Here is a 20,942-nt window from a genome sequence, read left to right as displayed (position 1 = left end):
TGCGCCGGGGGCCGAATACACCCGATCGGGGACGGCAGGCGCGGCGGTCACGAACCTACTGTCGAGGCGAACCTGAGCAACCGCGCTCCAGGACGTCACACGTGGAGGCACCGTGAACCGGCAGTTGGTCGTCCGAAAGACCCTCTCCTTCATCGAGGAGACCCACTCGGCCGCGGGCCGGGGCGACGATGGGGGGCCCCTGAAGAAGGTCGCGGTCTGCGCGGTCGTCGCCAACCCCTGTGCGGGTCAGGGCTACGTTGCCGACCTCAGCCACATCGTCGAGACGTCCTTCGACATCGGCACCAGCCTCGGCGCCGAGGCTGTACGCCTGCTCGGTGAAACCCCGCAGAGCTACGGCAAGGCTGGCTTGGTCGGCACCAACGGGGAGCAGGAGCACATCAACGCGGCACTCACCTCCATCTTCGGCAACGCTTTCCGAGACGCCATCGGGGGGGGCAAGGCATGGATCACGTCGGTCACCAAGCCGTCGGCCGCGGGAGCCTTCATCGACGTGCCTTTGGCCTATAAGGACGAGATCTGGGTGCGCAGCCACTACGACGCCATGACCGTGCACCTGCCCGACGCGCCTCACCCCGACGAGATGGTCGTGATCGCCGCCGTCGCCAATCGGGGGCGACTCAACGCGCGAGTCGGCGGCCTAACGGTGGCCGAGGCGGCGACCGAGGCCACGGCATGACCACCCTGGCCGTCGTCGGCGCCGGCACCATCCTCACCGGAGACCACCGCGCACCGGTCAACACCGCGGCCGACACCGTCCTTGTCGCCGACGGGGTCATCTCCCGAGTTGGGCGGCGCGAGGACCTCCAGGCGGAGGTGGACGCCGCCACGACACTCATCGACGCCGGTGGCGCGACCGTGGCGCCCGGTCTGATCGACTCTCACTGTCACGTGGTCCTGGGTGACTACACTCCACGACAGAAGACAGTCGACTTCCTCGCCAGCTACGTACACGGCGGAATCACGCGTGTCGTCTCGCCGGGCGAGATCCACGCCCAGGGCCGACCTCACGACGCGACCGGTGTCAAGGCGCTCGCCATCGCTGCGATGTCCTGCTTCCGCAACTTCCACCCCAACGGCATGACGGTGCACGCCGGGGCCGTCGTACTCGAACCGACCCTCACCGACGACGACTTCGCCGAGCTGCAGGCGGCCGGGGTGCATCTGGCCAAGTTCGGGTTCGGGCTCTACGAGGACCCAGCCGACGGCTACGACCAGGTCCGCTCCGCCCAAGCCCACGGCATCACGGTGATGTGCCACTCCGGCGGCGCGAGCATCCCCGGCAGCAAACCCATCACGCCCGACCACCTGATGCACCTAGCGCCGAACGTGTGCGGGCATCTCAACGGCGGTCCGACCTCGCTCGATGTCGCCGGTGTGGACCGGATCATCGAGCAGACAGACATGGCACTCCAGCTCGTGCAGGCAGGCAATCTGCGGTCCTCGGTGCGCATCCTCGAGAAGTGCCTGGCTGAGGACCGGTTCGACCGCGTTGTCATCGGCTCCGATACCCCTACCGGCACCGGTGTGATGCCGCTGGGAGTCCTCAAGACAGTCGCCGAGCTCTCATCCCTCACGTCCGCCGACCCTGCTGTCGTCTGGGCCGCCGCCACCGGCAACAACGCCCGAACCTGGGACATCCCTGGAGGGTTCCTGCGTGAGGGCGAGGTCGCCGACCTCGTCGTCCTCGACGCGCCGTGGGGATCCACCGCCGACGACGCGCTCGGTGCGCTCGCCGTCGGAGACATCCCCGGCATCACTGCGGTCATCACCGACGGCCAGCTCCGCACCCTCACCAGCCGAAACACCCCGCGCGCGGCCCGGCTGGTGACCGTCACGCCGCCCGCCCCCCACCTCGCCGAAGCCGGCCACTGAGCCGGGCACTAGGGAGTTCCAATGTCGTTCAAGGTCCTGTTTGAGCCCGGCAAGTGTCAGGGCTACGCAAACTGCCTCATCGAGGCCCCGGAGATCTGGGATTTCGACGACGACAACGACCAGGCCCTGCTCAAGATCGAGGACCCGGACCCGGCACTGCGGCAGAAGGCCGAAGCCTCAGCCCGCTGCTGCCCGGCGCAGGCCATACGCATCGCGGAGACGTCATGAGACGCATCCTGGTGGTCGGCGCCTCCCTCGCTGGGGTCAGCGCTGCCGAGGAGCTCCGGGCCCAGGGCTACGAGGGCGAGCTCGTACTGGTCGGCGCCGAGCCCCACCTGCCGTACACCCGCCCGCCGCTCTCGAAGGACGCGCTGCTCGAAGGCATCGACCAGACCGCACTGCAGCTGCGAGACGAGCATTGGTACGCGGAACGTGGCATCGAGCTGCGTCTCGGAGAGAAGGCCGTCGGGCTGGATACCACACACCGTCAGCTCAGGCTGGCCGACGAGGCCACCCTCGACTACGACGGGCTTGTCCTCACCACCGGCCTCGCACATCGACCACTGCCGCCTGCGTTGCGCCTGCGTCATGCCCACCAGCTGCGAACACTCGACGAAGCCGAGCGGCTGTCCGCGGCGCTGGCCGGTGCCCGACACCTAGTCGTCGTCGGTGCCGGTTTCGTCGGCCTCGAGACCGCCGCCACCGCCCGGCTGCTGGGCCTGGACGTGACCGTCCTGGACGTCGCCGCCCAGCCGATGAGCAAGGCGTTCGGCCCTGAAATCGGAATCTGGTTCGCGCGGCGTCACGAGCTGGCCGGCGTCCGGCTGCTGCTCTCGGCGAGCATCATCAGGGCCGACGACGAGCCCGACGGCACCACGACGATCGCCCTCGACTCCGGGGAGCGGTTGCGTGCGGACTGCTGCCTGGTCGGGACCGGCAGCATGCCCACCACCGACTGGCTCCGCGGCTCGGGAATCGACCTCGGTGACGGCGTCCTTTGTGATCCGACCCTCGCCACCAACGTTCCCGACGTCGTCGCAGCGGGCGACATCGCCCGCTGGGACAACGAACAGTTCGGCGAGTCGATGCGTGTCGAGCACTGGACCAACGCCGTCGAGCAGGGAGTCCATGCGGCGGGCCGGTTGCTCGGTTCACGCGACCCGTTCACGTCGGTTCCCTTCTTCTGGACCGACCAGTTCGACGCCAAGCTCAGGTGCGTCGGGCGACCCAGCATCGCCGACGACGTCGACATCCTCCGCGACGAAGACGCCCGGCTTGTCGCCGCCTTCTCACGCGGGGGGCGCATCCGCGGGGCCGTCTGCGTCAACGCCCCCCGCGAGATGGCCCAGCTTCGGCGCGCCATCGCCGAGCGGACACGGGTTTCCGATCTGACCCGCGATTGCACGCCCGCCACCCCGACCGCGGCTGCCGCCGCCACAGCCTGACCACAACCCACACCGACTCACCACGACCAGGAGCGAAACCAATGACCGCAACCGCCATCGAGCAGAACCGGGACGCGCTGTCCATCATCGAGCTGTTCCCCCAGGACGAGGACTGGTCGCTGCAGACAATGCGGCTGCTCGCCCAGGTCGCGGTCGGCGGGGCCGACCTGTTCGAATGCGCCCGGACCGCCGCCCGCATCGGGACCGAGACCACTGACGGAGAGGTCTGGCAGCGCGAGTGGAGCCGCACCGCGCAGGAGGTAGCTGTTGCCGGTGAGGCCGCGCTCGAGCGCGGCGACGTCGTGACCGCGCGTCGCGCTCTCATGCGCTCATGCAGCTACTGGCGCCACTCCGAGTTCTTCCTGGCGTCCAAGGACCCGCGCCGCGAGCTCGCGTACACGACCGGAACCGCCAACTTCCAGAAGGCCGTCGAGCTCTTCGGAGGCCGCATCGAGCGGATCAAGGTTCCGTTCGAGGGCATCACCATGGACGGCTACCTCGTCCGCCCCGAAGGCCCTGTGCAGGCGCGCCCGACAGTGCTGTTCCTCGGCGGCGCCGACTCCTGGGCCGAGGAGCTCTACTTCATGGGCGGCACCGAGTTCCCCGACCGCGGACTCAACGTGATCATGGTCGACACGCCTGGTCGCGGCAGCTCGCTGCGCTTCAAGGAGCTCTACAGCCGCCCCGACTACGAGGTGCCGGTCGCGGCCATCCTCGACTTCCTGACCGCGCGCGACGACGTCGACCCCGACCGGATCGGCCTGGCCGGCGTCAGCTTCGGCGGCTACTACGCACCCCGGGCCGCGGCATTCGAGCCGCGCGTCAAGGCGGTCGCGGCCTGGTGTGGCACGTGGAGCATCCTCACGGACTTCTACGAGTTCTACCCCCCGCTCCAGCAGCAGCTCCAGTGGCTGACGGGCTCGAAGGACGACGCGGAAGCACGCACCAAGCTCGCCGAGTTCACCCTGGACGGCGTCGCAGAGAAGCTGGCGATTCCCGTCTACGTGATGCACGGCACCGACGACATCATCATGGACATCAAGGGCGCCCACCGGTTCGTAGATGCCCTCACCACGGACGACGTGACCGTCGACATCTATGACGGCGCCGGCTCACTTCACTGCAGCTACGACTACTTCTCCGTAGCCACCGCTCGCCTGTCCGACTGGTTCGTCCACCGGCTCGGCTGACCGAATTCATGGCCACGGCTACCCCAACCGATACGACCACTAGAGGGAGGTGACGGGATGTACGAGCTGCACCAACTCCTCTGGGACATCCGCCGACACCCGGAGGTCAAGAAGCGCTACCTGGCCGACGCTGACGACGTGCTCGACGAGTACGGAATCCACGGCGACTTCCGCGGGTGGATGAGCGCGTTGGACTTCAGGTCCATGTACAAGCACGGCATCAACCCGTACCTCCTCTACTTCTGCGCCATCCAGCTGCAGGTCGACCGAGCCGCCTACTACGCCCAGATTCGAGGGGAGACCCCATGAGAACACCCGGACAAGTCGTCGGAGCCTTCGCGGCCTCGCACTCTCCCGGCATCACCGGCTGGCCCGAGCGGGCCACGGCGGAGGTCCGCCAGGAGGTGGACAGCGCTTACCGCGAGGTGGCGCGGCGCATCGAGGCGCTCGAGCCTGACGCCCTCGTGGTCGTCTCGGTCGAGCACTTCACCAACTTCAACCTCGGCAACCTGCCTGCGTTCGCGATCGCCACGGGCGATTCCTACCTAGGCCCAGTAACCGAGGAGATGGCGCGGTTCGTCAACGTTTCCCAGCGTCGCCACCCCGGCGCTGCGCCCTTGGGTAGGCACCTGTACGAGTTTGCCCTCGACGCCGAGTTCGACCCATCCCTAGTCGAGGGTGGACTGGACTTCGACGAAAACTTCAGCGTCCCCCTCAAACATCTCGACCCCGACGCGAGGTACCCGCTGGTCCCGGTGATCGTCAACGGCGTCAACCCGCCGTGGCCGACCCCCAAACGCTGCTACGACTTCGGCCGGATGATCCGAGACGGTGTGGCCGCGCAAAGCGAGTACTCGCGGGTTGTGGTCCTGGCCACCGGGGGGCTCTCCCACTGGGTCGGGCTGCCGGAGTCGGGTCAGGTCAACGAGGAGTTCGACCACGATTTCATCGATCGGCTCACCGACGGGGACGCCGGTCGCCTCACCGACTACACCCGCGAAGAGATCGACGCCGCGGGCAACGGAGCCCACGAGATCCGGACCTGGCTCGTCGCTGCCGGCGCCGCCCAGACCGGGTTCGACGTACTCGCCTACGCCGCCGTGCCCGAGTGGCTCACCGGCACGGCGGTCGCCGCGGCCCGTCTCTGAGCAGTCGCAACCTCACCCACCCGCTGCGACACCCCCGTCGAGAACAGCAACCCACAGAAATAGGAGCACCACCCAATGTCCAAGCTGCCCAAGGTGACCGGACGCGACATGCGTGGCGTCATGGCCTACCCGCCCACCCCTGCCCTGCCCGGCGCCGAGCGCGTCGACGCGGTAGACACCGTCGACCTGGCCGAGACCGAGCGGATGATCCGTGCGCTCATCAACGACGGCGTCGACGCCATCGCCCTCAACGGCACCCTCGGTGAGTGTGCCACGCTCACGCTCGACGAGTGGAAGGCCTTCGCAGGCTGTGTGGCCGAGACCGTTCGAGCGGTCAACGAGGACTTCCCGGTCTTCATCGGCACCACCACGCTCAACACTCGCGACACTGTCAGCCGGATGAAATTCCTCTCCGACCTCGGCACCACCGGAACGCTGCTCGGCCGCCCAATGTGGGGCGACATGGTCGCTCCGGTTATGGAGCGCTTCTACCGCGACGTCGCCGAAGCGGTCCCGGACCAGGCCATCGTCGTCTACGACAACACTGCGGCGTTCGGCGGCATCATTCCGCGGCGCGTCTACAAGACGCTCGTGGACCTGCCCCAGGTGGTCGCGGTCAAGTACGCCGGAGGCGCTTCGGTGGGCTTCCGCTACCACAACGACATGGCCCACACCGGCACCCGCTTCCCGCTGATGTCGATCGAGACAGACTGGTTCCCCGCCTGGGAGATGTACGGCGAGGAACTCGTCGGAATGGCATGGTCCTCGACCACCGCCATGGGCCCGGGCCCGGTGCTCGAGCTCCGCGACGCCCTCCAGCAGGGCCGAACAGAGGACGCTCGCTGGCTGACAGAGCGGCTGCGGTGGGCCCACGAGCCCTTCCTGGTCGGCCAAGACTTCATGGAGTTCGCCAAGTACAACATCCCGCTGGAGAAGATCCGGGTGAACGGCGCGGGCTACATCAACGTCGGCAAGTGCCGACCGCCGTACACCGAAGACCTGGTGCCCGAGGAGCACGTCATGACTACGGCCGAGCACGTCAACCGGTACAAGCAGATCCGTGGTGAGGTCGAGCAGCGCTTCGGCGTGCGCGCCTCCAAGGACTCGCTCGCCAAGGTCTGAACTGATGACTTCCACGGTACCGAACCCCTCCTTGGAGCCGTGGGTCGCAAAGACGCGGACAGGGATCGCTGAAGGGCGCTTCCCTGTCCGCGCCTTCAACGACCCCGACGTCTACGACCTGGAACAGGACCGCCTGTTCTCGAAGGCCTGGTGCTTCCTCGCACACGAGAGCGAGATCAGCTCCCCCGGCGACTACGTCGTTCGCTACATCGGAAACAACAACATCATCGTCGCGCGCGACGAGGAGGGCGTCGTCCACGCCAACCTCAACATGTGCCGTCATCGCGGCAACGTGATGTGCAAGTCCGAAATCGGGAACGCCTCGCATTTCCGCTGCTCCTACCACGGGTGGACCTACAAGAACTCGGGCGAGCTCATCGGGGTCCCCTACATGAAGGAGGGATACGAGGGCCGGCTCAAGCGCAAGGACTGGGGCCTGGTCCGCGTACGGGTCGACAGCTACGAGGGCCTTGTATTCGGCACCCTCGACCCGGACGCGCCGACGCTGGAGGAGTACCTCGGCGGATTCCAGTTCTACCTCGACCTCTACCTCAAGCACGGACTCGGTGGGGTCGAGGTGCACGGTCCGCCCGACCACTGGGTAGCCGACACGGACTGGAAGATCTGCGCCGAGAACTTCGCCGGGGACGGCTACCACACCCCCGTCGCCCATCAGTGGGGCTTCAGCCTGGGGTATTTCCCGTCCTCCGGGTCCACCCACAGCCAGGGCTGGGCGGTGAGCATCCCGGAGCGGGGGCACGGAATCGGGCTAGGGCACAGCCCCAACTTCCCGCCATTCGGGGGATTCCCGGATGAACTGGTCGAGGAGATGCGCCAATCCCTCACACCTGAGCAGGTGGAGGTCTTCGCCAAGACCCGTACGGCGGTTGGGACGGTCTTCCCGAACCTGTCCTTCCTGATGCAGCCGTTCAGCCTTGTGCCGGGCGAACCCGGCGTCAGGTTCGTCACGATGCGCCTCTACCACCCGGCCGGCCCTGGCCGGATGGAGATGTACTCCTGGTGCCTGGTCCCCAAGACCGCCTCCCAGGAGTACAAAGACGAGGCCTACCGGGCCTACACCCTCGCGTTCGGACAGGCCGGAACGTTCGAGCAGGACGACTTCGAGAACTGGACGAAGGTCACCAAGTCGGCCGGGTCGACGATGGTCCGCGACCTCGAGTTTCCGTACATCATGGGCATGGAGAGCGAGCGCGACCCCGACTTCCCCGGACCCGGCCACGCTGTTCGCCCGTACGTCAACGACACGAACTTCCGCAACCTGTGGAGCCGGTGGGGCGACTACTTGGCTGGGGAGGCTTGATGTCGACGCCAACTCACAGCAAGCCGAACAAGTCCGTGCACGGCTCGGTCGACATGGCGACCGCTTGGTCGGTGCAGGAGTTCATGTACCGGGAGGCACTCGCCCTCGACGAACGTCGCTACCGCGACTGGCTGGCGATGCTCGCTGATGACATCCGGTACGAGGTTCCCGTACGCGTGACCCGCGAGGGGCTCGCCGACTGGGAGCTCGCACCCACATCGCGCATCTTCGACGACGACCGGCAGACCCTCGGGGTCAGAATCCAGCGACTCGAAACCGACTTCTCATGGGCCGAGCAGCCACCGTCGCGGACCCGACACTACGTCACGAACGTCATCGTCAACGCCACCGATGAGCCTGGGGAGTACCTGGTCAACTCCAACTGCTTCATCTACCGAAGCCGCGGCGACAGCCCCGAGCCGAGCTTCTACTCGCTGTTCCGTAAGGACACCGTGCGGCACACAGCCGACGGCTGGCGACTGGCTCGACGATGGGCGGCCTTCGACCAGTCCCTGATCAACGCGCACAACCTTTCCATCTTCATCTGACGGCCGAGGGCGAGGACCGATGACCGACCACAACGAGACCAGGCAGCACAGCGACACCAGCGAGGCCGACGCGGACGCCGCGGTACCGGTGTTCGAGAACCCCGAGATCGGCGATCGCTCCGACTATCCAACCGAAACCACCGACGGCCCAATCCTCATCGCGAACGAGTTCGCGGACGTCGTAGTACGCAAGATCGAGACCCGCAACGGCATGCGGCTCGACATCTGGTCGCCACGGCGGGGTAGTCGTATCATGCTCGACGCCCTCGCGCTCGACTGTTTGAGCTACCAGGAACCCGAGCTGATCACCCAGCTCCTCGCGCGACGCCCGGCGCCATGACCGGACGACTTGAGGGGCAGAGCGTCCTCGTGGTGGGCGGTGGGTCCGGCATCGGGCGAGCAGCAACCACCGCGATGCACCGAGAGGGAGCCTCCCTCGTCGTTCTGGAGCGGTCCGCCGACCACGCCAGGGCCTTGACCGAGGACTTTGGGCACGAGCGCCTCATCGTGCTCACCGGCGACGGCACGGCTTCGACCGAGTTGGAGCGCGCGGTCTCGGTCGCCGTCGAAGCCACCGGGCGACTGGACCACCTCACCTGCTGCGTCGGCGTCTTCGACCATTATGCGGACCTGACGACGCTCAACGCGGACCAACTGGACAAGGCAGCAGACGAGGTTTGGCGCGTGAATGTCCTCGGGACCCTCCACGCAGTCCGCGCCGCCGTCCCCGACCTGCGAGCTTCGCGCGGGTCGATCACGCTCACCTTGTCCGAGTCGGCCTTCCACCCCGTCGGCGGCGGCGTCCTCTATGGCACCTCGAAGTGGGCACTGCGCGGCGCCGTCCATCACCTCTCGACGCAACTGGCCCCGGAGATCAGGGTCAATGCCGTGGCACCCGGCGGGACCTCCGCGACCAAGTTCTCAGGCCTCCAAAGCCTCGGGACCGCCCAACAGACGGTCGCTGAGAGCGTAGACCGCGACGCCCGAATCGCGTCCGGAACTCTGCTGAAGAAGACGCCAAGCCCCGCGTCACACGCCGGCGCCTACGTGTTCCTGGCGGACCGCGACGCTGCCGACGTCATCACGGGGCAAGTCATCAACACCGACGGCGGCCGAGCGCTCACCTGAGGTGTGCCGGTCCGGACGATCTCGGGCGACTGTCCGCGGACGGGGGAAGCAAAGTCTCACGTGCCAGCGCTCAAGCACCATTCCACGGCTACACCGGCCGCCGGGCATATGCTCGAGCCAGACATCGACTCTCTGCCGATTGGAGCCGACGTGTTGACTCCCGCAGCGGGACAGGGGGTGGGAATGGACGCCGGCACCGTCTCGTTCGCGCGCTACTCAACATCCTTCGTCGGCCGCCAGCGCGAGACGATCGACACGCTGAACTTGATCGCCCACAATCGCTTCGTCGGGCTCGTCGGAGCCGGCGGTGTCGGGAAGACCCGGCTGGCCGCGCACGTCGTGCCTCAACTGCGCGGTCACTTTGAGGATGGCATCGTCGCCGTCGACCTCATCGGCTGTGTCACGCCTGCTGACTTCCGGACGCGGGTCGCCGACGCCATCGGTATCCGGGATGCCGGCTCCGCGACGTTCGAGGCGCTGGCGGAGGCCCTCCAAGGCCAGCACACCTTGTTGGTGCTCGACGGCTGTGAACTTCTCGACAGTGATTGTCTCCTCACCGTCCAGGACCTGCTCGAACACTCGGACACATTCGCAGTCTTGGCAACCAGCAGGCGCGCCCTCCACGTCGACGGCGGCCTCGTCGTTGCCCTCCCGCCCCTCACAGTGCCCCCCACTGAGTTCGAACTCCCCGAAGCCGGCATGAGCCCCGAGGAAGTAGCGCCGTACGAAGCCGTCGAGCTCTTCGTCGAGCGCGCACGCTTGGTCAGGCCCGACTTCGACCTCACCACTGAGAACGCCCTCTCGGTTGCCACACTCTGCCGGCGACTGGACGGCCTGCCACTGGCTATCGAGCTCGCCGCATCCTGGGTGCGAGCGCTATCGGTTGCCCAGATCCTCCACCGCATGGAGACCTCGACCGACTTCCCGCGCGCGGGGACGCGCAACATCGCTCCGCGTCACAGGGCCTTGAGTTCCCTCGTCGCCGGAACCTTCGACCTCTGCGCCCCGGAAGAGCAGACGCTCTGGGCCCGCATGACCGTCTTCCGCGAATCGTTCGACCTGACAGCCGTGGAAGCCGTCTGCGGAGGCGCGCCGCTCAACGAGACCGACCTCTTGGACACCATCGCCGGGCTCGTCGACCAGTCCGTCGTCGTCGTCGACGATATCTCCGGGCACAGCCGTTACCGGCTTCTCCGGATCACCCGCGAGTACGGGGCGACCAAGCTCGACGACGCAGACGACGTGCACGCCCGACACCGCGACCACTTCGACAACCTGATGGCCGAATACGCGCAACGGTGGCCAGGCCCAGGTCAGATCCGGCTGCTCAGCCAAGTCCGGTCCGACTATGCGAACATCTCTGCAGCCATCGGCTGGGGGCTGAACCGACCCGAGACCGTCAAGTCGAGTGCGCGCATGGCCATCGATCTGTGGTGCTTCTGGTTCGCAACCGGACGGCTCACCGAGGGACGCGCCGTGCTCGGTCGCGTCGCGGCGGCCCCACTGCTCGATGCGGCACCCGTCGAGCGAGTCCGAGCCCTCTACTTCAACTCGTATCTCAGCGTCCTCCAGGGTGAGGTGCGGTCAGCGCGCAAACTTCACGACATCGCCGCCGCCAGTCAACCCGAGAACGACAACGATCTGTTGTGCCGCGGGCTCAACCTGCAGCTGGATGCGATGATCCGGATGGGCCTCGGCCACAACGGCGATCCCTCGGACAGCCTCGACCAGGCGCTCGCTATCTTCGAGCAAGGCAGCGACGCGCGTGCCCGGGTGATGTTCATGGACGCCATCGGCGTGTCGGTCCTGCTGTCCGCGCTCCACGGTGACTCCGTCCGCGCCAACGAGCTCGGGGTCCGAGGCCTCGCAGTGAGTGACGAGACCGAGGACGTCATGTGGCGCGGCTACATCGAGTACGCCCTAGGTGTCGACGCTTGGGTCCAGAAGTCGTTCGCTCGCGCCAGAGCAGCGGCCCTCGCCGCCCTTGAGGCATCTCCGGACCAGCTCCTGGTCACCCACTGCATCGAGCTCCTCGCCTGGTGCGCGTCGAGCCAGGACGACTTCGCGCAGGCAGCTAGACTCTTCGGCGCAGCCGATCGACGTTGGCGCCAACTCGGAGGAGGCTTCTCCGGCTTCAGCGGGCTGTCTGAGCATCGCGACCATTGCCTGAGCGCAACACGCCACGGCCAGACATCCGAGGCCTTCGCTACGGCGTATGCGTCCGGCATAGCGCTAACGGTGGACGCCATTGCCAGCGACACAGTCAAGCAACAGGCGCTCGACCGCTCCAGCGAAAAGCATTCATCAGCAGCTCCGTCGCCGCTGACGACGCGAGAACACGAGGTCGCCGTGCTGGTTGCACGCGGACTGAGCAACCGCGAGATCGCCGAAGCGCTGACCATCTCACCGCGCACAGCCGAGAGCCACGTCGACCACATTCTCACCAAACTGAACCTGCCCAACCGGACCCAGGTCGTCGCTTGGATGCTCAGCCGTGAGCGCTGACCGACCGCGCCAACTACTGATGTGACACCGGGCACACTTCCGTAGCCGAATTCAGTAGATCTACGGACGTACGTCGTCCCGTCCAGTGGCAGCGTCGGTGACCAATCGCGCCGACTCGAAGAGTCTGGCGCCCAACGTCGAGAGGTGGCCCCAGATGGACATGGCAAAGCTCGCACAGCAGCACATCGCTGGACAGTGGCGTAGCGGAACTGGCGAGAAGACCCTGGTCGACCGCAACCCCTTCAACGGCGAGGTCCTGGGCGAGTTCACCGTCGCCACGACCTCCGACGTCGACCAGGCGTACCGCGCCTCCGAAGAGGCCCAGTTGGCGTGGGCGGCCACCAACGCCTACGCCAAGCGGACCGTGTTCGAGAACGCTGCCCGAATCGTGGGCGAGCGCTTTGGGGAGATCACCCAGCTCATCATCGCCGAGGTCGGCGGCACCGCCCTCAAGGCTGGTTTCGAGATCGGCCTCGTGATCGATGCACTCAAGGAGGCCGCCACCCTCCCTCTGCGCATCGAGGGCATGATCCTGCCCTCGCCGGTCGACGACACCGAGAACTTCGTTTACCGCAAGCCGGTTGGCGTGGTCGGCGTCATCAGCCCGTTCAATTTCCCGTTCTTCCTCACCATGAAGTGCGTAGCGCCTGCCCTCGCCACCGGCAACGGGGTCGTCGTCAAGCCCCACGAGGACACCCCCATGACCGGCGGCACGCTGCTGGCGGAGATCTTCGAGGAGGCGGGTCTCCCCGCAGGCCTGCTCAACGTGACCGTCACCGAGATCCCGGTCATCGGCGACTACTTCCTCGAGCACCCCGTCCCGCGGGTTCTCGCCTTCACCGGCTCGAGCGCCGTCGGGCGCCACGTCGGCGAGGTTGCCGCCAAGCATTTCAAGAAGGCCATCCTCGAGCTCGGTGGCAACAGCGCGTTCATCGTCTGCGACGACGCGGACCTGGACTACGCCGTCGACGCGGCCGTCTTCAGCCGTTTCACCCATCAGGGCCAGATCTGCATGTCGGCCAACCGGATCATGGTCCACTCCAGCGTCGCGGCCCAGTTCAAGGAGAAGTTCGTCGCCAAGGTCGCTGCCCTGTCCAGCGGGGACCCGTCGGACCCGACCACCATCGTCGGTCCGCTCATCAACAACCGCCAGGTCGTCGCCCTCGAGCAGCAGGTCGACGCCGCCCTCAGCGCTGGCGCTGAGGCGCTCCTCCGCGGGACGACCCAGGGCAACGTGGTACCCCCGGTCGTGCTCGAAGGTGTCAGCGTCAGCGACGACATCGCTCGTGGCGAGCTGTTCGGGCCTGTCGTCCTGGTCATGGAGTTCGACAGCGACGACGAAGCCATCGCGATGGCCAACGACACCGAGTACGGCCTGAGCGGCGCAGTCCACACGAAGGACCTGGCCCGCGGAGTGCGCATCGCCAAGCGCATCCACACCGGCATGGTCCACGTCAACGACACGACCATCGCCGACGAGCCGATCGTCCCCTTCGGCGGCGAGAAGCACTCCGGCATCGGCCGGCTCAACGGCCAGTCGAGCATCGACGAGCTGACCACCACCCAGTGGATCTCGGTCAACCACGGCCGCCGCATCTACCCCTACCAGTGACGGCCCGCCGTCGGCGCAACCCACCCCACGACTCCCAAAGGGACCATCCAGCAATGAGCACCGAACAGACTGTCCTCGACGCCGAAGCCCTCGACGCAGGCTACAAGCCCTTCCTCGTCGAGGGCGCGGAGACCGGCGAGCTCTCCGAGCTCATCGGCCGCGCCGGCGTCCGGGCCGGGGTCTTCCGCGTCCAGCCCCGCGAGTACCCAGACCGGACCCCCGTTCCCTACCTCTTCGAGACCGACGAGTACATCTGGGTCATCGAGGGCGAGGTTCACATCGAGTCCAAGACCGGGCAGCGCACCGTCCTGCGAGCTGGCGACTCCGCCTACTTCCGCCAGGGCAGTGAGTCCACTTGGACCTTCCATGCACCGTTCCGCAAGTTCTCCGTCGAGATCGAGACCGAGGAGGCAGGCGCGTGAGCACCCACTACGACGTCGTCGTGATCGGCGGCGGCTTCGCCGGGCTGTCCGCTGCCCGCGAGGCCGGCAACCTCGGCAAGAGCGTCCTGCTGGTCGAGGCCCTCGATCGCCTCGGCGGCCGTACCTGGACCACCGACGCGCTCGGGACCCGCATCGAGATGGGCGGTACCGACGTGCACTGGCTGCAGCCCAACGTGTGGGCCGAGGTGGCCCGGTATGGCCTCCAGATCGAGGAGTTCACACCGCCGGAGCAACTGCTTTACCTCGACGAAACCGAGGTCAGGGAGGGCAACGAGGACGAGGTCTTCGGTCTCATGGACAAGGGGATGAGCGCGCTCGCCGCCGTCGCCAGGGATGCCTACCCCCGGCCGCAAGACCCCGCCTTCTCGTCCAGTGCTTTCGATTACGACAAGTTGTCGCTCGGCGAGTTCCTGGCCGACGTCGAGATGAGCAATCAGGAGAGGGACATGACCTCCTCCTTCTGGGCGGCTGCCTGCCAGGCGCCCCTCGACGAAGCGGGTCTCACCATCGCGCTGCGATGGCTGGCCCTGGCGGGTTGGGACTGGCAATTGATGCTCGACGTCATCTCCCGCTACAAGATCATCGGCGGTACTCGTGGTCTGGTCGACGGCATGGTCTCCGACATCCGCGGAGACATCCGCACCGGCATCTCGGCCACCTCGGTCGTCGAGCGGGACGACCACGTTGAGATCACCCTCAGCGACGGCTCGGTCGCGCGGGCCGGCGCAGTCGTGGTCGCCGTCCCGATCAACGTGCTGTCCAGGATCAAGTTCGAGCCCGCCCGGCCCGAGTTCGATCAGATCGCCAGGGCCGGCGTCATCTCGCGTGGGCTGAAGGTCATCTGCCGCATCCGCGGGAACCGCACCCCGTACATGGCGTTCGCGCCCGAGGGGAGCCCGTTGGTTCTCGTGCAGTACGACCGACCGATTGATGGTGACCACATCGCGGTGGGGTTCGGACCCGACGCGTCCGCACTAGACACAACCTCGACCGAAGAAGTGCAGAAGGTGCTGCGCAGCTGGCTGCCGGACGCCGAGGTCGTCGAGGTCGCGAACCACAACTGGACGGCCGATGACATGTTTCTCGGCACCTGGGCAGTCCCGGCCCCCGGTCAGCTCCGCTCCCAGCTCGACGCCGTGACGTCGCGCGACGGACGCGTCCTGCTCGCCGGGGCAGACCTGGCCAGCGGGTCCTACGCGCTCATCGACGGAGCCATCAACACCGGCATCCGGGCCGGGCGGGACGCCGCGGCGCTCGCCGGCGAGCGCTGACCACAAGGGAGCGCCAGTGAGTGCAGAGACCTTCGCCCTCGAACTCCAATCGGCCCTCACCCGGGCCGAGGTGGCCGACGCCTACCTGGACAGCGTCCAAGGTGTCATCGACGCGAACGCCGTCGGGCTCTACCAGCTGGACCGGACGTCACAGCAGGTTCTCGACGTCCGTGTGCACTCCACTGGCGACTTCCTGGACGAGTACGAGCGCTACGGCCGCGTCGACGACCCGGTCCTCGAACACGTTCTGATGAGCGGCACTGCAATCGACTCGTCCCGGCTCCCTGGGGATCGATGGCATGACTGCGGGGCCAGGCATGCCCTAGGGGTCGCCGGCTACGGCCACTCCCTCGAGGCACCTGTCGTCACATCCGGCTACCTGTTCGGCACGATCAACTTCGCTCGTGATCTGGCGCACCAGCCGTTCACCCTCGCCGACACGGCCGCCGCTGAGAGGGTCGCCAAGCACCTGGGCAGAGCCATCGAGCGAACCGTCCGCTACGAGATGTCGGCACAGCGCAGCCGAGCGCTCGAGTTCACCATCGAGCGGCTGTCCCAGCCGGTGATCATTACCGACTGGGACGGCCGCGTCGTCTTCCAGAACCGCGCAGCAGCCGACTCCTGCCGCCTCTCCAAGGACCTGGACGGGCGGCTCAACATCGCCGACGGCCTGTCGAGAGCGATTCTCGACGCCACCCGCGCCTTCACCACCGAGGGCAAGCGTGTTCAGACCCAGACGATCAGCACTGGTGGCGGTAGGCAGTTGGTCGTGAAGACCTACCGCCTCGCAGACGCGACCCGCGCGAGCGCGACTCTGCTCTACGAGCGCGCTGCCCAGACCTCCCCCCGGACGCTCCCGACGTGGGACGTGCTGACCCGACGAGAGCAGCAGATCGTGGAGCTGGTCAGTGAAGGGCTTACCACCCGGGAGATCGCCGAGCGTGCGTTCATCTCCGAGAACACGGTCAAGCAGCATCTCAAGCGCATCTACGCCAAGACCGATGTCTCCAACCGTGCTGAGCTGATCCAGCTCACCTGGGCCTCGTCTGCCGGCCAGAGCCACGACTCAGGGCCCGTCCTCGACTGACGCGCCTGGGTGGCGCTTGCTGCCCGCTAGTCCTGACTCCAATCGACGCTGAGGTACTTGATCTCGGTGAACTCGTGCAGCCCGTGCTGAGCGCCCTCGCGCCCGAGCCCGCTCTGCTTCATCCCGCCGAACGGGGCCGCCGGGTCGGACAGCACGCCGCGATTCACCGCGACCATCCCGGCGTCGATCCGGTCCGCGAACTTCATCCCCGCGGCGATGTCCCTGGACTGGACGTAGGCGGCCAGCCCGTATTCCGACCGGTTGAGCCTTGCCACCAGTTCGTCAGTGTCGTCCCAGATCAGGACCGGAGCCACAGGTCCGAACAGTTCCTCGGTCGCGAGCGACGAGCTAGGCGCGACGTCGGTGAGCACGGTCGGTGGGAAGAAGTAGCCGGAGCAATCGCCAGGCAGGTCGCCACGAGCCACGATCTGCGCACCATGCGTCACGGCGTCGTCGACCGTCTTCGTCAATCGAGTCACCGCCCGAGCCGAGATCAGCGGACCTACGGCGGCCCCGCTGCGACTCGGGCCCACGGTCAGCCGTCCGACCTCGGACGCCAAGCGGTCGACGAACTCCTCCGCGACGGAGGCGTGAACGTGGAAGCTGTTCGCGGCCGTGCACGCCTGCCCGCCACCCCGGAACTTGGCGATCACCGCGTCTCGGACCGCGTGTCCGAGATCGGCGTCAGGAAGCACCACGAACGGGGCGGCCCCGCCAAGTTCCATGGAGCAGTTGAGCACCCTCCCCGCCGCCGTGCGAAGCAGGCTCCTTCCGACGGGCGTCGAGCCGGTGAACGACAACTTCCTCACGCGGGAGTCACTCAGCCACCGATCCACGACGTCGGCTGCGTCAACTGTGGTCACGACGTTCACGACACCAGCCGGCACGCCGGCCTCGACGAGCAGCTCTACCATGGCGATCGCCGTCAGCGGAGTCTCAGCAGCCGGCTTGAGTACGACCGTGCAGCCAGCCGCCAACGCTGGCGCGACCTTGCGTGCGGGCATCGCCGCGGGGAAGTTCCAAGGCGTGACGAGGGCAGCGACGCCAACCGGTGTGCGGCTGACAACGGTACGAGACAGACCGTTGGGCGCGATCGCGTAGTGCCCCTCGATCCGGACGGCTTCCTCTGCATTCCAGCGGAAGAACTGAGCCGCATACCGCACTTCGGCTGCAGCGTCTGAGCGGCTCTTGCCGTTCTCTAGCGCGATGAGGTCAGCCAGCCGATCCTCGTCACGCATCATCAGTGCATAGGTTCGGTGGAGAAGGTCTGCTCGCTGCAACGGACTCAATGGGGCCCAGGCGCGGCCCGCCCCCGACGCTGCGTCCACGGCGGCGTCTGCTTCGTTGAGGCCGCAGTTCGCGACGGAGGCGATGGTCGCCCCGGAAGAGGGGTCGTCGACCTCGAACGAGTTGGCGGCGTTCACCCACTGCCCGTTGATGAAGGCTCGAACCGAACTGGTCTCCACCAACTCACCGACTGAGCCCATGAGGTCTTGGATCAGGTGGGTCACGGTGCTGACTCATCGGATTCAAGGACAACTCCGTCGGCGTCGACCACGTCGCGCCAGACCTCGAATCCATGCTGAAACGCAACCACTCCGGCCTCGGGAAGCGCGATCTCAATGGCCTCGAGCACCTCAGTCGGGGTCGCTCCAACTTCGAGCGCGACGCGGATGTGAACTGCAATGTGAGCCGGGTCCGCGCGAAGCACCGTCAAACTCAGGACAAAGAGTAGCTCTTTCGTCATTCGATCCAGGGTCCGCGTCTCTAGATAGGCAGCAGAAACCAGGTTGTCCGCCGCTTTAAGGACTGGAAGGTCTTGCTTGGCCAGGACGCGGTGATACATCAGCGCATAGCCACGGCGGCGGACCATGTCTTCGACATAGACCACGTCATCAGGGGACTCGTCCTGGGTCCCGCCGTCGCGAGTCGGGTTGCTAAGGTCCAAACGTCCGTCGTGCACCAACTCAGGCTCGCGTGCTTGGCCGCCGCCCGTGTCACCCGATCGAGGTCATTCGGCGAATGCATTCGGCGAACGCGACTTGTTCTTGAATAGCGCACGCAGGGAGTCGTCTCCCGTGACGATCTCGCCGTCGGCGCGAGGTCTGCTGATTCCGAGGCCGGAACCGCAGGGGGGTCCATGGGCGAGGCCGGCCCGCGTCGGTCACCGGCCTAGCGAGCAAGCGGGAAGTCGGAATGGCTTGGCCTGCTCAGCAGCCGGAGGTGCGACGGCACAGTGGCTCCTTTATGGTCCGCAGAAAGTCCGCGGCAAGCTCGAACTAGTCTGGCTCCAGCCAACGACACCGACGGGTACTGCTTCGATGTTTCACCCGAAATCGTGTCCCCCCGGCGGCCCCCCAGATTTAAATTTGGAAACCCGAGGTCAGCGTTCTCAACCGTGATCGCCGCTCACCAACGGGTACAAGTCGCTGGTGCCAGCCGCTCGTAATGAGAAGGTCGTCAGTTCGATTCTGACAGGCGGCTCCACTTGGAATCCCACCCTGACCAGCGCAAACAGCGCTCGAAGGCGACGAACCCGGCGATGTCATTCGCCAGTGGCATCGCGAGATGGCCCCCCGGCGGCCCCCCGAGTCAGATTCAGCAGCTCCAGACCCACTCGATGGGCGCCGGTGCCGAGGAAGTGCAGGTAGAGGTTTGTGGTCGCGATGGACTCGTGCCCCATCCACGCCTGGACCGTTCCTGGATCGACACCGCGGGACAGCCAGAGGCAGGCTGCGGTGTGACGCAGGTCGTGGATGCGGCGACCGTGACTGGTCCGGTGCCAGTGGACCGCGCGCACTGTCGCCGTCCGGTGGAGCTGGGCGCCGCCGGTGGTCGTGAAGAGCAGTTCGCCCCGATCCTTGCCCTCCGCCATGGTGACGTCCTGAGTCCCGGCCGCTACGCCGAGCACGGTGCCCACCATCTCGGCGATCGCCCGCTCGGATCCAAACACAGAGGCAGCCTCGGCCCGCCAGATCGCACGTTGGTCGGCTTCGGACCGAGGCGCGTGCTTACCTTGGCGGGTCTCGAGGTTCGCCTGCTGTGCCAGAGCAATGGACTCCACAGCGGTCGGCGGGCGACCATGCGCGGTCTGGAACTCGACCGCAAGCTCCCGCCGCCGCCCCTCGATCGCCGCGGCTCGACGTGACCAGGCAACGGCGATTCGTTCGTCGACCCCGACAACCTCGCGCACCGCCCGCTTGCTGTCCCCACCCGGATTAGGCGCGTCCCGCCGGGCGAAACGAAGACCCAGGCGGGCGACCAACTCGGCCTCAAGGAGTGTGTTGTACATCTCCGACAGCGTGACGTTCGCCTTGAACAGAACCCGACCGTCGACAGCCAACCACTTGCCGTCGTCCTCGGCCTGAACCTTGTTGCTCAGTGCCACGTGGGAATGGATGTTCGGGTTGCCGGCGCGGCTGTCGCGGTGTGTGAATACGGTGGCAAGGGCCCCCGTCGCGTTGACCTGTTCGATCCCACCGCGACCACGGCGCGTGAACAGGACTTCCTTCTCGAGGTAGGCGAGGGTGCGCTCGACCGCGGAATGGTGGGCGTCTTCGATCTGCTTCGCTATCTCCCTATCCGCGAGTGCCCACAGCGTCGACACCGACTTCACGGGAGTGAAGGTCAGGTCGTAGCCCGCGACTGCCTTCGTTTGCTGACGAGATGCCTGGGCGAGGAAGCCAGCACGCTCACGATCATCGAGTGGTCGGCGACGGTAGTCGCGAACGAACATCTCGTCAGCGACTCGAGTCCGGATCTCCGCCCGAACCGCGACGGGAAGAGCAGCTGACCAGCGCTGGCCATGCTGTGCGTTGTAGCTGCTGAACCTTCGCGCCACCTCCTGCATGAACTCCGGAGCGTTGCCCCGGTAGACCGCGAAGGTCCTCCCCAGACGAGCAGATCGCGCCGCCGATACAACGCTTTGACCCGCGTCCAGCGCGGTGCTCTCAATCCTTTCGGCATTCGGGTGGCGGCCCTCGCCGAACAGATTCCGCATCTGTCGCTCGCCGACCTCCTCGCCGACGCCGGTCCCCAGAGTGGCGAGTCCCGCGCCCCACCAACGCCCCGGGGATTCGCCCTTCTCCGAGTAGTAGTCGCCCAGGCCGCTGTGCCCGCGGTCCGTCGCATCGTGCGCCGCCACCTGACGCGTCAAGTACGTGTATCCGTCGCCCGCCGTCAGCTTGTGTACCCCCATCACGACCGGGACTAGCAACTCGAGCAGTGCA

The 20,942-nt window shown here is 66.8% G+C and carries 20 protein-coding genes; 17 read left to right on the top strand and 3 right to left on the bottom strand.

Annotated elements, in window-relative coordinates; all coding sequences use genetic code 11:
* The first annotated feature begins 112 nt into the window (after positions 1-112).
* The 17 genes from EJF31_RS15860 (at position 113) to EJF31_RS15780 (ending at position 16,713) form a co-directional block, all read left to right on the top strand.
* On the top strand, positions 113-697 hold the full coding sequence (locus EJF31_RS15860; protein ID WP_125038097.1) for an amino acid synthesis family protein: 585 nt from the start codon (positions 113-115) through the stop codon (positions 695-697).
* 137 nt (positions 698-834) lie between these two features.
* The gene (locus tag EJF31_RS15855; protein WP_221767609.1) at positions 835-1,893 is read left to right on the top strand and encodes an amidohydrolase family protein; all 1,059 of its coding nucleotides are present in this window, start codon (positions 835-837) and stop codon (positions 1,891-1,893) included.
* A gap of 21 nt (positions 1,894-1,914) precedes the next feature.
* Positions 1,915-2,121, top strand: coding sequence for a ferredoxin (locus tag EJF31_RS15850; protein WP_125038095.1), 207 nt, complete (start codon positions 1,915-1,917; stop codon positions 2,119-2,121).
* Positions 2,118-3,338, top strand: a complete 1,221-nt coding sequence (locus tag EJF31_RS15845; RefSeq protein ID WP_125038094.1) for an NAD(P)/FAD-dependent oxidoreductase — start codon at positions 2,118-2,120, stop codon at positions 3,336-3,338. Before EJF31_RS15850 ends, EJF31_RS15845 begins: the two co-directional genes overlap by 4 nt.
* Before the next feature lie 41 nt (positions 3,339-3,379).
* On the top strand, positions 3,380-4,528 hold the full coding sequence (locus EJF31_RS15840) for a S9 family peptidase (RefSeq protein ID WP_125038093.1): 1,149 nt from the start codon (positions 3,380-3,382) through the stop codon (positions 4,526-4,528).
* A 57-nt stretch (positions 4,529-4,585) separates the two neighbouring features.
* On the top strand, positions 4,586-4,837 hold the full coding sequence (locus tag EJF31_RS15835; protein WP_125038092.1) for a hypothetical protein: 252 nt from the start codon (positions 4,586-4,588) through the stop codon (positions 4,835-4,837).
* Positions 4,834-5,676: a 2,3-dihydroxyphenylpropionate 1,2-dioxygenase gene (locus EJF31_RS15830; RefSeq protein WP_125038091.1), complete on the top strand. Its 843-nt coding sequence runs from the start codon at positions 4,834-4,836 to the stop codon at positions 5,674-5,676. The genes EJF31_RS15835 and EJF31_RS15830 overlap by 4 nt, the downstream gene beginning before the upstream one ends.
* A 75-nt stretch (positions 5,677-5,751) precedes the next feature.
* Positions 5,752-6,798 (top strand): dihydrodipicolinate synthase family protein, encoded by a 1,047-nt coding sequence (locus EJF31_RS15825; protein WP_125038090.1) that lies wholly within the window; start codon positions 5,752-5,754, stop codon positions 6,796-6,798.
* Positions 6,740-8,119: an aromatic ring-hydroxylating dioxygenase subunit alpha gene (locus EJF31_RS15820; protein WP_221767608.1), complete on the top strand. Its 1,380-nt coding sequence runs from the start codon at positions 6,740-6,742 to the stop codon at positions 8,117-8,119. The genes EJF31_RS15825 and EJF31_RS15820 overlap by 59 nt, the downstream gene beginning before the upstream one ends.
* Before the next feature lie 35 nt (positions 8,120-8,154).
* Positions 8,155-8,667 (top strand): 3-phenylpropionate/cinnamic acid dioxygenase subunit beta, encoded by a 513-nt coding sequence (locus EJF31_RS15815; protein ID WP_221767607.1) that lies wholly within the window; start codon positions 8,155-8,157, stop codon positions 8,665-8,667.
* 19 nt (positions 8,668-8,686) lie between these two features.
* Positions 8,687-9,007, top strand: a complete 321-nt coding sequence (locus tag EJF31_RS22170) for a hypothetical protein (RefSeq protein WP_221767606.1) — start codon at positions 8,687-8,689, stop codon at positions 9,005-9,007.
* Entirely contained in the window at positions 9,004-9,795 is a 792-nt protein-coding gene (locus EJF31_RS15805; RefSeq protein WP_125038087.1) for an SDR family NAD(P)-dependent oxidoreductase, read from the top strand. Before EJF31_RS22170 ends, EJF31_RS15805 begins: the two co-directional genes overlap by 4 nt.
* Positions 9,796-9,978: 183 nt before the next feature.
* The gene (locus EJF31_RS15800; protein ID WP_185736316.1) at positions 9,979-12,300 is read left to right on the top strand and encodes a LuxR C-terminal-related transcriptional regulator; all 2,322 of its coding nucleotides are present in this window, start codon (positions 9,979-9,981) and stop codon (positions 12,298-12,300) included.
* A 160-nt stretch (positions 12,301-12,460) separates the two neighbouring features.
* Positions 12,461-13,912 carry an aldehyde dehydrogenase family protein gene (locus EJF31_RS15795; RefSeq protein WP_260430903.1) on the top strand — a complete coding sequence of 484 codons (1,452 nt, stop codon included), beginning with the start codon at positions 12,461-12,463 and terminating at the stop codon, positions 13,910-13,912.
* A gap of 53 nt (positions 13,913-13,965) precedes the next feature.
* Positions 13,966-14,334, top strand: a complete 369-nt coding sequence (locus EJF31_RS15790) for a cupin domain-containing protein (protein ID WP_125038084.1) — start codon at positions 13,966-13,968, stop codon at positions 14,332-14,334.
* Complete coding sequence (locus EJF31_RS15785) at positions 14,331-15,626, top strand: NAD(P)/FAD-dependent oxidoreductase (RefSeq protein WP_185736315.1); 1,296 nt, start codon at positions 14,331-14,333, stop codon at positions 15,624-15,626. Before EJF31_RS15790 ends, EJF31_RS15785 begins: the two co-directional genes overlap by 4 nt.
* A gap of 16 nt (positions 15,627-15,642) precedes the next feature.
* Entirely contained in the window at positions 15,643-16,713 is a 1,071-nt protein-coding gene (locus EJF31_RS15780; protein WP_125038082.1) for a LuxR C-terminal-related transcriptional regulator, read from the top strand.
* Between the two features lie 26 nt (positions 16,714-16,739).
* Here EJF31_RS15780 and EJF31_RS15775 read toward each other — a convergent pair whose 3' ends face one another.
* From EJF31_RS15775 to mobF, 3 genes are all read right to left on the bottom strand, one after another.
* A complete protein-coding gene (locus tag EJF31_RS15775; protein WP_260430902.1) occupies positions 16,740-18,224 on the bottom strand; it encodes an NAD-dependent succinate-semialdehyde dehydrogenase in 1,485 nt (494 codons plus the stop codon).
* Complete coding sequence (locus tag EJF31_RS15770; RefSeq protein ID WP_221767605.1) at positions 18,221-18,676, bottom strand: carboxymuconolactone decarboxylase family protein; 456 nt, start codon at positions 18,674-18,676, stop codon at positions 18,221-18,223. The genes EJF31_RS15775 and EJF31_RS15770 overlap by 4 nt, the downstream gene beginning before the upstream one ends.
* A 582-nt stretch (positions 18,677-19,258) precedes the next feature.
* Positions 19,259-20,911: a MobF family relaxase gene (gene mobF / locus EJF31_RS22405; RefSeq protein ID WP_260430936.1), complete on the bottom strand. Its 1,653-nt coding sequence runs from the start codon at positions 20,909-20,911 to the stop codon at positions 19,259-19,261.
* Positions 20,912-20,942: the final 31 nt, after the last annotated feature.

The sequence above is a fragment of the Nocardioides sp. LS1 genome, from assembly GCF_003865225.1.
Lineage (GTDB): Bacteria > Actinomycetota > Actinomycetes > Propionibacteriales > Nocardioidaceae > Nocardioides > Nocardioides ginsengisegetis.
This window is presented reverse-complemented; position numbering and strand designations above follow the sequence as displayed.

Bases quoted from the DNA above. Each gene is read 5' to 3' on its own strand.
- EJF31_RS15850 (WP_125038095.1), top strand. From the start codon at position 1,915: ATGTCGTTCAAGGTCCTGTTTGAGCCCGGCAAGTGTCAGGGCTACGCA.
- EJF31_RS15845 (WP_125038094.1), top strand. From the start codon at position 2,118: ATGAGACGCATCCTGGTGGTCGGCGCCTCCCTCGCTGGGGTCAGCGCT.
- EJF31_RS15840 (WP_125038093.1), top strand. From the start codon at position 3,380: ATGACCGCAACCGCCATCGAGCAGAACCGGGACGCGCTGTCCATCATC.
- EJF31_RS15835 (WP_125038092.1), top strand. From the start codon at position 4,586: ATGTACGAGCTGCACCAACTCCTCTGGGACATCCGCCGACACCCGGAG.
- EJF31_RS15830 (WP_125038091.1), top strand. From the start codon at position 4,834: ATGAGAACACCCGGACAAGTCGTCGGAGCCTTCGCGGCCTCGCACTCT.
- EJF31_RS15825 (WP_125038090.1), top strand. From the start codon at position 5,752: ATGTCCAAGCTGCCCAAGGTGACCGGACGCGACATGCGTGGCGTCATG.
- EJF31_RS22170 (WP_221767606.1), top strand. From the start codon at position 8,687: ATGACCGACCACAACGAGACCAGGCAGCACAGCGACACCAGCGAGGCC.
- EJF31_RS15805 (WP_125038087.1), top strand. From the start codon at position 9,004: ATGACCGGACGACTTGAGGGGCAGAGCGTCCTCGTGGTGGGCGGTGGG.
- EJF31_RS15800 (WP_185736316.1), top strand. From the start codon at position 9,979: ATGGACGCCGGCACCGTCTCGTTCGCGCGCTACTCAACATCCTTCGTC.
- EJF31_RS15795 (WP_260430903.1), top strand. From the start codon at position 12,461: ATGGCAAAGCTCGCACAGCAGCACATCGCTGGACAGTGGCGTAGCGGA.
- EJF31_RS15790 (WP_125038084.1), top strand. From the start codon at position 13,966: ATGAGCACCGAACAGACTGTCCTCGACGCCGAAGCCCTCGACGCAGGC.
- mobF (WP_260430936.1), bottom strand. From the start codon at position 20,911: ATGGGGGTACACAAGCTGACGGCGGGCGACGGATACACGTACTTGACG.